The organism is Listeria immobilis (assembly GCF_014322845.1).
Classification (GTDB): Bacteria; Bacillota; Bacilli; order Lactobacillales; family Listeriaceae; genus Listeria; species Listeria immobilis.
Genome location: NZ_JAASUA010000002.1, coordinates 46,078 through 58,549, shown reverse-complemented (window position 1 = coordinate 58,549; position 12,472 = coordinate 46,078). Strand labels below are relative to the sequence as shown.

Annotated in this window: 14 protein-coding genes and 1 pseudogene; 2 read left to right on the top strand and 13 right to left on the bottom strand. The window is 34.6% G+C overall.

Going from position 1 to position 12,472, the window contains the following annotated elements:
- Positions 1-221 precede the first annotated feature (221 nt).
- On the bottom strand, positions 222-638 hold the full coding sequence (locus HCJ45_RS03220) for an effector binding domain-containing protein (RefSeq protein WP_187123988.1): 417 nt from the start codon (positions 636-638) through the stop codon (positions 222-224).
- Between the two features lie 100 nt (positions 639-738).
- Here HCJ45_RS03220 and HCJ45_RS03215 point away from each other — a divergent pair, with 100 nt between their 5' ends.
- Entirely contained in the window at positions 739-1,659 is a 921-nt protein-coding gene (locus tag HCJ45_RS03215) for a helix-turn-helix transcriptional regulator (protein WP_187123987.1), read from the top strand.
- Between the two features lie 40 nt (positions 1,660-1,699).
- On the opposite strand, the gene HCJ45_RS03210 is transcribed toward HCJ45_RS03215, so the two are convergent.
- The 5 genes from HCJ45_RS03210 to HCJ45_RS03190 all read right to left on the bottom strand — a co-directional run bounded on the left by HCJ45_RS03210 (position 1,700) and on the right by HCJ45_RS03190 (position 4,695).
- On the bottom strand, positions 1,700-1,894 hold the full coding sequence (locus HCJ45_RS03210) for a hypothetical protein (RefSeq protein ID WP_003718474.1): 195 nt from the start codon (positions 1,892-1,894) through the stop codon (positions 1,700-1,702).
- Positions 1,895-2,016: 122 nt separating this feature from the next.
- Positions 2,017-2,355: a zinc ribbon domain-containing protein YjdM gene (locus HCJ45_RS03205; RefSeq protein ID WP_185397933.1), complete on the bottom strand. Its 339-nt coding sequence runs from the start codon at positions 2,353-2,355 to the stop codon at positions 2,017-2,019.
- A 29-nt stretch (positions 2,356-2,384) separates the two neighbouring features.
- Entirely contained in the window at positions 2,385-3,104 is a 720-nt protein-coding gene (locus HCJ45_RS03200; RefSeq protein ID WP_187123986.1) for a YebC/PmpR family DNA-binding transcriptional regulator, read from the bottom strand.
- Between the two features lie 97 nt (positions 3,105-3,201).
- Complete coding sequence (locus tag HCJ45_RS03195; RefSeq protein WP_187123985.1) at positions 3,202-3,711, bottom strand: NUDIX hydrolase; 510 nt, start codon at positions 3,709-3,711, stop codon at positions 3,202-3,204.
- Positions 3,712-3,753: 42 nt separating this feature from the next.
- The gene (locus HCJ45_RS03190) at positions 3,754-4,695 is read right to left on the bottom strand and encodes a helix-turn-helix transcriptional regulator (protein ID WP_185345980.1); all 942 of its coding nucleotides are present in this window, start codon (positions 4,693-4,695) and stop codon (positions 3,754-3,756) included.
- Positions 4,696-4,793: 98 nt separating this feature from the next.
- Here HCJ45_RS03190 and HCJ45_RS03185 point away from each other — a divergent pair, with 98 nt between their 5' ends.
- Complete coding sequence (locus tag HCJ45_RS03185) at positions 4,794-5,420, top strand: Type 1 glutamine amidotransferase-like domain-containing protein (RefSeq protein WP_187123984.1); 627 nt, start codon at positions 4,794-4,796, stop codon at positions 5,418-5,420.
- Here HCJ45_RS03185 and HCJ45_RS03180 read toward each other — a convergent pair.
- The 7 genes and pseudogenes from HCJ45_RS03180 to HCJ45_RS03150 form a co-directional block, all read right to left on the bottom strand.
- A complete protein-coding gene (locus HCJ45_RS03180) occupies positions 5,404-6,174 on the bottom strand; it encodes a DeoR/GlpR family DNA-binding transcription regulator (protein WP_185345984.1) in 771 nt (256 codons plus the stop codon). The two genes, HCJ45_RS03185 and HCJ45_RS03180, sit on opposite strands and share 17 nt — an antisense overlap.
- A 56-nt stretch (positions 6,175-6,230) precedes the next feature.
- Positions 6,231-7,091, bottom strand: a complete 861-nt coding sequence (locus HCJ45_RS03175) for a ketose-bisphosphate aldolase (protein ID WP_185345986.1) — start codon at positions 7,089-7,091, stop codon at positions 6,231-6,233.
- Positions 7,091-8,485, bottom strand: a complete 1,395-nt coding sequence (locus HCJ45_RS03170) for a PTS fructose transporter subunit IIC (protein ID WP_038406621.1) — start codon at positions 8,483-8,485, stop codon at positions 7,091-7,093. The genes HCJ45_RS03175 and HCJ45_RS03170 overlap by 1 nt, the downstream gene beginning before the upstream one ends.
- Before the next feature lie 13 nt (positions 8,486-8,498).
- Positions 8,499-8,945: a PTS sugar transporter subunit IIA gene (locus HCJ45_RS03165; RefSeq protein ID WP_038406620.1), complete on the bottom strand. Its 447-nt coding sequence runs from the start codon at positions 8,943-8,945 to the stop codon at positions 8,499-8,501.
- A gap of 190 nt (positions 8,946-9,135) precedes the next feature.
- On the bottom strand, positions 9,136-10,551 hold the full coding sequence (locus HCJ45_RS03160) for a molecular chaperone DnaJ (protein ID WP_246456444.1): 1,416 nt from the start codon (positions 10,549-10,551) through the stop codon (positions 9,136-9,138).
- Positions 10,542-12,227, bottom strand: coding sequence for a molecular chaperone HscC (locus HCJ45_RS03155; RefSeq protein WP_187123983.1), 1,686 nt, complete (start codon positions 12,225-12,227; stop codon positions 10,542-10,544). The genes HCJ45_RS03160 and HCJ45_RS03155 overlap by 10 nt, the downstream gene beginning before the upstream one ends.
- A pseudogene (locus HCJ45_RS03150) lies at positions 12,224-12,463 on the bottom strand (DUF1433 domain-containing protein); the annotation flags it as partial. The pseudogene HCJ45_RS03150 and the gene HCJ45_RS03155, both read right to left, overlap by 4 nt.
- Between the last annotated feature and the right edge of the window lie 9 nt (positions 12,464-12,472).

Sequence of the window (12,472 nt, the reverse complement as noted above, 5' to 3'; positions counted from 1 at the left end):
ACAATTAATACGATACTCAATGTTTTCCATTTTTTTTTTTAAAATTAAAAATGTAATAAAAGCAAATAGAACAATAGTTACAATTATAGACATACCAACTATATTAATCACCTCAACTGAATAGAAATCGTTTTATTTTAGCATTTTTTTATATTTCACCGCAACCTTAAAACCATCAAAAAAAGCCCCTTTCATCGAAAAAGGCTTTTCTTACATTACTATTACTTACTTACAACTGGAATATAAAGCGTAAACTCAGCTTCTCTAAGGTCTTCCAAATTAAAGGAGCCCGCAATACTTACATCACTGCTTTGGCTAACTTCGCCGTAAGCTGCACCGATGAATCCGTCTAATGCTGGGCGGTCTGTTTCAGCGGTTACGAATTTAGCGTATTTACCTGCTGGGATACTAAAAGTCGTCTCGCCAGTACCATCCACACTAGCCACGATATAAAATTGCAAACCATCGAGACTTGCGTTAATACCTACATAGTTTTTTTCATTTTTTGCAAATTTTGTAAATGCTGTTTCTTTAATTTCGCTCATTACCTCGAAACCTTTTTGCGGATCGAATTCAGGGATTTCTGTCTTCGTTCCTGTAAATGTTTCTTCTTTTAATTCAACAATTTCAAATGCCATAATATTTCCCTCCAAAAAGTTATTTAACTTTGATATGATGTAACTATAACATGCGAATGATGACAACTGTCTGTCATCATTTTTAAAAAAGGAGAAAAAAATGAAAATTGAGCGACTTATCGGGATTGTTATGCTGCTTTTGCAACGAGAATTAGTCAGTGCTTCTGAAATGGCAAAAATGTTTGAAGTTTCGAAACGAACTATTTTTCGCGATATTGATACATTAGCAATGGCCAACATCCCCATTTATACAATTGCTGGGGCAAAAGGTGGTATCGGGATTATGCCTACCTACAAAGTGGACAAGAAGCTCCTTACAACAGAAGATTTACAAGCGATTATCACTAGTTTAGACGGAATGGAACAGTTACTTTCATCCATTGAAACAAAGAAAACATTACAAAAAATGAAAAATATGCTCGACCCAACAAATGAATCACCTGCAAGTTCCATTTCAGTAGATTTTTCCCATTTGTCTACAAAAAGTAAAGTGAATTCTCAAGTTGAAAAACTATATTTAGCGATTAAAAAACATCAATTAGTGGAACTTAGTTATATTGACAGGGATGGTAATCAAACTATCCGAAAAACCGAACCATATCATCTCCTTTTTAGGAATCGTTCTTGGTATTTACAAGGGTATAGTTTGGAGCGCAGCGACTTCCGTACATTTAAACTTGCACGGATGGTGGAGCTTGATGTTTTAACAGAAACGTTTGAAGCCAGACCATTTGTCGTAAAGCCATTAGGAATAGTGGGTAGTCCGCCACAACTATTGACGTATAAAGTAACTCTAATCGTGGATAAAGTGGCTCGTGAACAAATTATTGAGCGTTTTGATTTAGTTGAGATTTCAAGGCAGGATGAAGATCATTTTCTTGTAAAGGTAACGCTGCCCGACCATGAAGCTGTGTATCGCTTTATCTTGCAGTTAGGAACCCATGTAACTATCCAAAATCGCGATGACTTTTACGATAATTTTGTTGCTTACTTAAACGAAATCCAAGCAAAATATTTATAAAAATAGCTCTGCCAATTTGTTTAGCAGAGCCATTAGTTAGTTAATCTTTATATTTATAATCCAAATCTTGATAAGCTGTTTGGTAATGTCCACCATCAGCAACTTCTGAATGATACAGTGCTTTTAAAGCGAAACTTTTTTCTAAATCCATTTCTTTCATTAGCTTTTGAAGGCGTTCTTGAAGGTCCACGCTATCTTTTACAAGCTCTTTCATTTGTGATTTTACATATTTCATCGCAATTCCGCTCCTTTTCACACATTATAACACTTTCTAGCTTGATAAAAAAGGAGTAGATAACTTCCATTTTTAACAAATACAGCGACTCTTTCGTAACTGAGAGAGTCGCTGCTTTTTTATTATATCTTCTTCACAAATTCTGATTTCAACTTCATTGGACCAAAGCCATCAATTTTGCAATCAATGTCGTGGTCGCCGTCAACTAGGCGGATGTTTTTTACTTTTGTACCCATTTTGATTGGGTTAGATGCGCCTTTTACTTTTAAGTCTTTGATGACGGTAACGGAATCTCCGTCTGTTAGGATGTTGCCATTGGAGTCTTTAAATACTTTTTCTTCGGATACTTCTGCTGTGGCAGTCGCGCTCCATTCATGTCCGCATTCTGGGCAGATTAGGAGTCCGCGGTCTTCGTAAGCATATTCTGAGTTACATTCTGGACAATTTGGTAATTTTGGCATTTTGTTGGTTCCTCCGATTGTGGTTGTTATTAATCTTCTAATTCGACGTTATGATATACTTTTTGCACATCTTCTAAATCTTCTAAAGCATCAATTAGTTTCTCGAATTTTTCTAAATCCTCTCCTGCTAATTGAATGTCGTTTTGAGGGATCATTTCGATTTCAGCTACAGTAAATTCTTCAATTCCAGCAGCTTTTAATCCTTCTTGAACTTTATGAAAATCTTCTGGTTCTGCATAAATAATCGCTTGTCCATCTTCATCTAAAATGTCACGAACATCAATATCCGCTTCCATTAAAAGTTCGAGAAGTTCGTCGGCGTCTTTACCTTCTACACCGAAAATAGCTGTATTATCAAACATATAAGCAACGGAGCCACTAACGCCCATATTACCACCATTTTTACTATAAGCAGCACGTACATCAGAGGCAGTTCGGTTTACATTATTTGTTAACGCATCGACAATAATCATTGAACCATTTGGACCAAAGCCTTCATAGCGTAGTTCGGAATACGTTTCGTCGCCAGTTCCTTTTGCTTTTTCGATAGCACGATCAATAATATGTTTTGGTACATTGTATGTTTTTGCACGTTCGATAACAAAGCGTAATTTTTGGTTGGAATGTGGATCTGGGTCGCCTGATTTAGCCGCTACATATATTTCAATACCAAATTTTGCATAGATACGACTATTTGTTTTATCTTTTGACGCTTTTTTCTCTTTAATATTTGCCCATTTACGGCCCATATTACCACTCTCTTTCTGAATTGGAGTTTTTCTCTTGTCTCTGTACTATTATAAGTGTAAGCGCGTGATTTGTTAAGTGGAATTTTAGTTATATTTATTAAAAGTGACTACTTGTGGCATTTTTTAGCTCGAAAACCTGATTTAAAAAGAAGTAAGGAATGAATTCACCTGCATTTTTCAACATTTCTAGCTCTTCTGGTGTTACAAAACGAGCATCTGCTACTTCTTCTTTTTGTAATGTTAAATCTTTTAGTTCTACATCTTCTGTAATAAACCAATAATCATCAAATCCTGCATCAAAATGATAACTAAATTTTGCACGAGTTTTGCTTAAATCAATTGTAATTCCAAGTTCTTCTTGCACTTCTCTTTCAGCGGCTTGTCTACTTGTTTCGCCTTTAAGTGCAGAGCCAGCCGCAGAAAAGTCCCAATAATTTGGCCAGCTTTCTTTATCTTTTTGGCGCTTTTGAATTAAAAGTTGCCCTTTTTGGTTAAAAATACAGACATGAATAACCAAGTGAAGATCTCCAGCCGCTAATTTCTCACCACGGATATGCGTTTTTCCTGTTCGTTCACGGTTTACATTTAGCAAATCCCATTCCTCCATTAAATCACTCCTCTTTTTAAATTTGTTTCGCTGTTTTTACTTTTATATTTGTTCGAGATTTGTTTTTAGAAAGTTTAGCCTTTGGATTAGTTTTGGTTTTAGTGTTTTCGGTTTTATCGCCAAAATATTCGTACCGTATCCTAGCAAATAATTGATAATAAAGGCCTCTTCCGCATGATGATAAAAACCGCGAATGATATTTTTTCCATTTTCTATGTGTAATTCCATGGATGGATAGTGTTCCTTATAAAATAAATCTATCCCTTTAGTAGTTATTTCTACTTCAAAATTATTTGCTGCTTTCTTTTGATAAAGTTCCTCCGATTTTCGTTTAAGATCTGCTAGTGATTTTGGCGGGTATTTGTTAGTTACTTTAATTGCTACAATTTTATCACAGCGAAATACTTGGGTGCTTTCGGTTTCAAAATTATAGCTGGTACCATACCACTGCCCATGCGCGGAAGATATATTAAAAAATTGTACTAGATAGTTTTTTATTTCCCCGTTTTTCTTATAGGCAATTTCGCAGGCTTGTTCTTCTATTGTCCAGCGTAAAATAACATCTAAAAATTCACATTGATTGTTATGTTGAATAAAACTTAAACTAAATACATTTTCTATTTGACGAAGCATAGTAATTTTTTCTTCTGCTAAACAAGTTTCAAATTTCTTTTTTAATTTTTCTACGCTTAAATGAAATGGTGTAGTTTCATAAGCTTTTAAAGTTAGCATGGCAAAGTATAACGCAAATACCTCTTCCATATTAAACACAATTGGTGATAATAAGCGATTTTGAAGTAAACCGTAATAACCATTTCTACCTAGTTGGGAATATATCGGCATGCCTATTTCTTCTAATGACTTAATATCGCGAATAGCGGTACTTCGAGAAATATTATACTTAGACATTAGTTCGCTCAATTGGAAAGAATTTTTATCATTTAAAAATAGCATCATATCAGTTAATCTCTCTGATTTTTTCATAAGCATCTCTTTTCCTTAAAGTAAATTAAAAGGTGTCACTATTTGATACCTTTTCACATTATACTATAAATAAAGACAAATCCATAGGAGCTGATAGCGTGAAAAAACTATTTTTAGCATCTTCTTTTAACGATGTTGTAAGTTTATTTAGTTCATTTGAAAAAAATGTACATGGCAAAACAGTAACATTTATTCCTACAGCAAGTAATGTGGAAAAAGTGGTATTTTATGTGGAGACAGCAAAAAAAGCCCTAGAAAAATTAGGGTTAATAATTGATGAATTAGATATATCTACTGCAGACTCAGAGACCATTCGGCAGAAATTAGCACGAAATGAGTATATTTATGTCTCTGGCGGTAATAGTTTCTTTTTATTGCAAGAATTAAAACGAACTGGCGCGGACAAGTGCATTTTAAAAGAAGTCGCAGCCGGTAAATTATATATCGGGGAATCAGCTGGTGCGGTTATAACTTCAGCTAATATTGAGTATATTAAAGATATGGATAACATGCAAAAAGCCGCAACTTTGACGAGTTACAATGCTTTAAATTTAGTTGATTTCTATACTGTGCCGCATTATGGTTCTGCACCTTTTAAAAATGCAGCTCAAAAAATCCTAGCTGACTATGCTAGTTCACTACCTCTGCTTCCAATTAGTAATAAGGAAGCGATATTAATCCGCGATAATGAAATCACCACTAAAAACGTTAATACAAACAAGTAATTTGATGGGCTTTAAACTGTTGCTCCACTTCTGTATCCAGTTTAAAGTCCGTTATTAAGTAGTCAATATCGTGACACGCAAGACTTTGGTGCATAAACTTATGGCCTACTTTTTCTTCTGTAACGAGTAAAACGAGCAAACTTGACTGGCGCCTAAATGCTTGTTTGATTAGCGCCTCGCCTTCATGTGTTTCCGTCGCACCTTTGTCACAGTCAATTCCACGACAAGAAACAAATGCAATATCCGCATTATATGTAAGGGCATCATTATAAGCTTTTGCTCCATTTACCGTGTATCGCTTTGTTAGAATGGATCCTCCTAAAATACTAACCCGCGCATTGGTAAATTCTGATAACATCGAAGCCGTCATCACTCCATTAGTAATAATTTGCAAACCATCAAATTTACTTAAAACATCAATTAAATGTAGCGATGTAGAACTTGAATCTAAGAAAATCACCATATCATCACGAATAAGTGATTTTGCAATGTCTGCAATTCTTATTTTACTTGTTTCATTACTGCGTTCGTTCATTTTCATTAAATACGGCAAATCGATTTTTTTATTATCAATAATCATTGCGCCGCCTCGTGTTCGTCTTACAAGTCCTTCTTTTTCTAGTGCTACTAAATCTCGTTTCACAGTGGCTTCGCTGTAATTGACAAGCTCCACTAAATCAATAATCCGCATAAATTGTTCGATTTTTAGCCGATTAACGATTTTTAATTGTCGTTCCTTTGCTGTGCTTAACATATTCCTCCACTCCTTAAAGGGCAAAAGCACTATAATTAGCGCTTCTACCCCTCCGATTAGTATTTGTCCGCTTGCCCAGTAGTATTTAAAATTTGTAATTTATGTCTTACAACTTCTTTTACTTTTTCATTTGCTGATGGGTAAACTTGATTTGGTTCATACATATCTGGATTTTTTGCTAATAATTGGCGAATTTCTTCAAAAAACACACTTTTCAAGTCAGAGCTTAGATTCACTTTTCTAACTCCAAAATGTACAGATTCACTCACTTCTTTGTCTGGATTACCAGAACCTCCGTGAAGGACGAATGGAATATCTAGACGTTTATTTAATTCTTTTAGTAGCGGCATATTGAGTTCCGGTTTTTTATCTTTAGGATATAGTCCGTGTGCTGTTCCAATTGCAACCGCTAATGTATCAATACCTGTTCTTTTTACAAAATCCTCCGCTTGGTCTGGATCGGTATAAATGATTGTATCTGCTCCACCTTCTGCCGATCCATTGTCGCCAATTGTTCCAAGTTCGGCTTCCACTGATACACCTACTTTATGTGCAAGTGCTACTACTTCTTTTGTTAGCGCAACATTGTCTTCGTAACTAGCACGTGAAGCATCAATCATAACTGATGTATAGCCGTTTCTAATTGCTCGCATAACATCTTGAATGGTTCCACCGTGATCCATATGAATTACAACAGGAACTTTACTTCTAAGCGCGTATTCACGTACCGTCGCGACAAAATTATCACCAAGATAAGCAATCTCATCGGGATGGATTTCAATAATAACGGGTGCATTACTTTCTTCTACTTGTTCCATTACTGCTTTTAACATATCAAAACTACAGATATTAAATGCCGGTACCGCAAATTGATGTTCTTTTCCTACTTTTAATAAATCTTTCATTGTATATAACATTATAGCATCTCCCCTTTATTTTTTCGTTTATTTACTGGTGTTTTTAATAATCCTACTGAAACTGCAGTCACTATTGTTCCTGCTACGATTGCAATAATATACATAAATAGATGGTCAATAACATTAGGAATGAACATTACCCAAATGCCACCATGTGGAGCAAGTGAAGTTACTCCCGCACCCATCGAAATAGCTGCTGCTGTTGCTGAGCCTAACATAAGACTAGGGATAACTCGAAGTGGATCTGCGACTGCAAACGGGATAGCCCCTTCTGTAATGTATGATGCCCCTAATACCCAACAAGAATTTCCTGCTGTTTTTTCTTCTGTTGTAAATTTATTTCTAAAAAGTAACGTTGCAAGTGCTAGACCAAGTGGCGGAACCATACCTGCTGCCATACATGCGGCAATTGGTGCTGTAACCCCGGCCGTCATAAGCCCAATAGAGAAAGTAGAGATAGATTTATTTATAGGTCCACCCATATCTGCTGCCATCATCACTCCAATAAGAAGTCCAAATAAAACACCCGATGTTTCACCAAGACCATTTAGCCAACTTGTAAGCGCATCTAGCACCCAAGCAATTGGTGTATCAATAACAAATACCATCGCCAAACCGACTATTGTAATAGCTAGAAGTGGTACAACAATCAACTGATAAATAGAAGCAAGTGATTTTGTAACATTCACTTTATTAGCAAAGAAATGAGCTACATATCCTGCCAAAATACCACCAATCATTCCGCCTAGAAAACCAGATCCACCAGCTGTCGCAAGCGTTCCGGCAACAAGTCCAGGAGCAAAACCAGCCCTTCCTGCAACTGATACGGAAATTCCGGCAGCAAGTGCTGGAACCATTAGTGCAAATGCGGTATCTCCACCTATTTTAGAAAATGCTGCTGCAATTGCATTATAGGAAGCAGAATCTGGATTGGCAGCATCAATACCGAAAGCAAAACTAATTGCGATTAGTATTCCACCCGCGATAACAAATGGTAGCATATAGTTAACACCATTCATAAAATGATTATATAAACTTGCTTTTGGTGGCTGTTCAGAATTACTTAAACTGCTTTCCGCTGAATAATTTATTAGTCCTTTTTCTGCAATGACTTCTTTAATTATGACATCTGCTTCTTTAATTGCTCTGGAAGTAGATACTCTTTTTACTTTCTTTCCAGCAAATCTAGCTGTATCAATTTCTTTATCAACCGCTAAAATAACATAATCAGCTGATGCAATATCTTCTTTCGTTAAAACATTTTCAACTTTTGCTCCTTGAGTCTCTATTTTCACTTCATAACCAAGGTCTTCTGCTGTTTTAGTTAACTTTTCAGCAGACATGTACGTATGAGCAATGCCAGTGGGACAAGCTGTAACTCCAACTATTTTCATGTAAAACGCCTCCCTATTCTGATAAAATTGTCATAATCTCTTGTTCGTTTTTTGATTTTTTTAACTTTTCAATAAATTCATCGTTCATTAATTTCCTTGAAAGGTTACTTAATATTTCTAAATGTGTATCCGCTGCCTTCTTTGGGACTCCAATAATAAAACTGCATTCAATTGGTGCATCATCTAGTCCAAAATAATCGGTCATAACATCTGAATGAACAAAAACAATCAAAGGCTCTTTCACATATTTACTCTTTGTATGAGGAATACCAAATCCAGACTCAATACCTGTCGAAGTTTCCTCTTCTCGTTTATACAAGTCACGTATAAATTTCTTTTGATTCGTTATAGCCCCTTCTTCACCTAGTACATTCGCTACTTTTTCAAATAATAATTGCTTGGTTTGAATACTAGTATCAAAAATAATCCGACTTTCATTTATCAAATTTGATATGTCCATCCTCTACATCCTCTCTTAACGAAGTAAGCGCTTCCCTCATTTGATTACACTATATCATGTTGAACGAAATCATTCAACAAAATGCGCCAATTATGCAAATTGTTCATTTTAAGGCAATTTATGATCCGTATAATGAGCTGAATAAATCAAAAAACAGGAAATCCCTTTATAGAATATCCTGCTTATTAGTTTATTTTTTATTTTGATAATACTTTTCTATTTTTGCCTCTCTATATCTTTTCCATAAATCTTTTCTAAATAATAAATAAGCGACTGCTAGTATAATAACAAATATACAGCCAAATACAAACCAGTAATTAGCCCAAATAGTATCTGTTTTTTGGTCATCTGTAATTAAAGCAGCAAAAATTAATACGGGAAAAGCAGTCAATATGAGCATGAGTAAGATACGCTTTTTTTGTGTTTTTAAGCATAACTGCTCAAAAGTCCACAAAGAGTATAAACTTAATTCTGTTCTGATATCATTAATTTTTGATTTGTTTTTAAAAGAATTTTTTTCTTGCTCTAGCTTTAGTTTTAAACAAAAAGCAACCCTATCTCGAATCTCTTTTCTACTTGTGTCACTAGCATTAATTAAATAAGTATATGCTGTTGTGTATTCTTTTAAATCATAGTAAATAAGTCCTAACAGTTTGTTTTTATCTATATGAAAGATAATTTCATCAAAAAACTCATTCTCTCGTGGAGTAGAATAATATGTCTCCAATATTGCACCTTTAAGATCTTTATAGTTTAGTGGCTTACTAAGCTTTTTATGAAGAAATAATCGATACATCCGCGCCGTCGCTTGTTCCGGATTTTTAGCGATAAAGGCATTAATTTCTTTTAATATTGAATTAAAATTAAACTTTCCTGTTCTACTTATAATTTCAATTAATTCAAGGTCTGGATCTTTATCAAAAATAGCTTTAGCCTGTTTAATGTAACTTTGAATTTTCTTCGTTTCCAAACATTGATATGCATTTAAACGTGCTAAAATAAATCTAATTCGCTCGTTCTCTTCTAAGTCCTGTAATGCAACAAACTCAAACGGAGGTAAATCCTTCACTTCCTTTAAAGCAAAAACCAAGTCTAAATTTGTATCATTTGAAATCATTTCATTTAAATTATATATTTCAAATGCTAAATTGATAATTTTTTTAGGAATAAAGTATCTATTTTCAATTAAAAAGATAGCTAAATAGTATCTATCTCTTTCATATTCGTCTACTTTAAATGCACTTTCTGACTGAAATATTTCCCGCCATGCTTCTATGTTTATTCGCTCATTATAATTTGCAAAAACCATTTCCAGTCTTTCTTTAAAAGAGAACTCTATTGCTTCTGTTTGCTCATCTAAATCCATTGTGGGATTACATTCATCTAATTCTCGTATTTCAAAGCTTGAAATATCCCCTGACGTTGATACAGCATCATCAAATTCTTGATACTTTAGAGCTTGATCAAAAGCTTCTTTTAATTTTTGAAAAGCAACAGGCTCATCTTCTGGATGTGTATATTTTAATGCTTTTGCATAGGCACGCTTGATTACACGTTTATCTGTCGTCTTTTCTATTTTTAGAATCTCCCAAACTGTCAATCCCATCCTAATCCCTCAAGATCGGCTAATTTCTCTTTTAAATTTTTGCTTTGTATTTGTATGCTCTTTTCATTTTGAGATTCAATAGCCTTTTGGAATTCCAACATTAAAAATTCTATATATTGACGTGTTTCACCTAACGATGTTTGATAAATCCGATCCGCTCTTGCAAGTAATAACCTGTTTTCGGAACGATCTCGTGGATGGATTTTCAGATCACTTAGCTTTTCTAACTGCTCTTTTAATTCGCTATCAGACAATACTCCAGGATTTTTTTGAATAATTAATTGTTTTACTTCACCAGTACTAACAATTTTCACCAAAATTTCTAGAAGCCCATTTTTATCATATGTAAAACGTGTTTCAATTTTTGCATCTTTATTTGTATTCGGAGGTAACTTAATTTCCAATTCTCCTAGTTTCAAATTATCTTTAACATTGCTACTTTCTCCTTGGTATACACTTAATTTTACAGTATTCTGATTATCATAAATTGTATAAAATTCTTTCATTCGGCTTACAGGTATTGTTGTATTCCGCTCAATAATTGGTGTAAAAACACCCTCTTGATACTTAGAATTGCTAATTTGCCGCACTGAATCCACTCCCAATGTGTGCGCACAGACATCTGTTAAAATAAATTCTTCCAATGATTCATGTCGTTCTTTCAAAGCGGCTTGCACTGCCGCACCTAGCCCAACTGTCTCATCCGGATTAATGTGCATAAACGGAATTTTCCCAAGAAATTTACTAGCAAAACTTTTTATAATAGGCATTTTTGTTGCTCCACCAATTAGTACAATCTGTTCTATATCTGCTGGTTTTAACTGTGCATCTTTTAAAGCTTGGATAATCGGTTCTCGCAATTTTAAAATTAGGGGTTGGCTGATTTGTTCAAACTGGTCTACTGTAAGTGTAAACTCATTTTCAGCTAAAACAATTTTTCCGACACCATTTTCAGAAACAACTTGCTTTGCATCTTCTGCTTGTCTATATAATGATGCAAAATCTTTTGTAGTTAATCTCTCTTTTTTCAAACCTGTTGCATTTAAAAAAGTTTCGATGATTACTGTTGTGAAATCTTCACCGCCTAGGTAATTATTTCCAGCAATCGCAATTACTTGCATGACACCATCAAACATTTCTAATATAGAGACATCAAAAGTCCCTCCGCCAATATCAATTACCATTATGGTTGTGTCTTTTTGTTCATGAATCCCATAAGCAATAGCAGCGGCTGTCGGTTCACTTATTAATCGTTCTACTTTTAAACCGGCTAAAAAAGCGGCATCTACTGTAGCTTTTCGTTGGGTATTATTAAAATATGCTGGGACGCTTATGACTGCTTCTGTACAGGTTTCTCCCAAAAATTTCTCAGCATCTTCTTTTAGCGCTTTTAAAACGAAACTTGACAAGTCTGTAGCTGAAAATCTATGTTCTCCTAAATAATAGTTCTTTTCTGTTCCCATAAAACGCTTAAAAACAGCAGCCGTTTTATCAGGATGAGTTGTTAAACGCTCTTTAGCAATTTTACCAATTAAAAATTCACCGTTGTCATCAATACCTACAACAGATGGCGTTAAAACATCACCAAATACATTTGGTATCAACACTGCTTTGTCCTCATTCCAATATGCCACTAAACTATTGGATGTTCCTAAATCAATTCCTAACGTTGTCATCGTATTTCCTCCCGTTGCTTTTGTTTTATTATTTCAGTATAGGATAATTCGTCTACCCGAAATTTTTCTGAAAGTTCTTTTGTTACAATCATTCTATCTTCAAAATGATTTTCTTCATCCATAAACGCTGTGAATTGCAACTCCTTTTCATTATTGATATACCCCATAATGTAAGGAACTCCAAATGTTGCAACTCTACTCTTGGCAAAAGTTATCTGTATGTTTTCACCTAAATTGTACTTTAA

Excerpts from the sequence above, each read along its gene's own strand:
- HCJ45_RS03215 (WP_187123987.1), top strand. The coding sequence starts at position 739 with ATGAAAATTGAGCGACTTATCGGGATTGTTATGCTGCTTTTGCAACGA.
- HCJ45_RS03210 (WP_003718474.1), bottom strand. The coding sequence starts at position 1,894 with ATGAAATATGTAAAATCACAAATGAAAGAGCTTGTAAAAGATAGCGTG.
- HCJ45_RS03155 (WP_187123983.1), bottom strand. The coding sequence starts at position 12,227 with ATGACAACGTTAGGAATTGATTTAGGAACATCCAATAGTTTAGTGGCA.
- HCJ45_RS03170 (WP_038406621.1), bottom strand. The coding sequence starts at position 8,485 with ATGAAAATAGTTGGAGTTACAGCTTGTCCCACTGGCATTGCTCATACG.
- HCJ45_RS03180 (WP_185345984.1), bottom strand. The coding sequence starts at position 6,174 with ATGTTAAGCACAGCAAAGGAACGACAATTAAAAATCGTTAATCGGCTA.
- HCJ45_RS03175 (WP_185345986.1), bottom strand. The coding sequence starts at position 7,091 with ATGTTATATACAATGAAAGATTTATTAAAAGTAGGAAAAGAACATCAA.
- HCJ45_RS03200 (WP_187123986.1), bottom strand. The coding sequence starts at position 3,104 with ATGGGCCGTAAATGGGCAAATATTAAAGAGAAAAAAGCGTCAAAAGAT.
- HCJ45_RS03160 (WP_246456444.1), bottom strand. The coding sequence starts at position 10,551 with ATGGGATTGACAGTTTGGGAGATTCTAAAAATAGAAAAGACGACAGAT.
- HCJ45_RS03195 (WP_187123985.1), bottom strand. The coding sequence starts at position 3,711 with ATGGAGGAATGGGATTTGCTAAATGTAAACCGTGAACGAACAGGAAAA.
- HCJ45_RS03165 (WP_038406620.1), bottom strand. The coding sequence starts at position 8,945 with ATGGACATATCAAATTTGATAAATGAAAGTCGGATTATTTTTGATACT.
- HCJ45_RS03220 (WP_187123988.1), bottom strand. The coding sequence starts at position 638 with ATGGCATTTGAAATTGTTGAATTAAAAGAAGAAACATTTACAGGAACG.
- HCJ45_RS03190 (WP_185345980.1), bottom strand. The coding sequence starts at position 4,695 with ATGAAAAAATCAGAGAGATTAACTGATATGATGCTATTTTTAAATGAT.
- HCJ45_RS03205 (WP_185397933.1), bottom strand. The coding sequence starts at position 2,355 with ATGCCAAAATTACCAAATTGTCCAGAATGTAACTCAGAATATGCTTAC.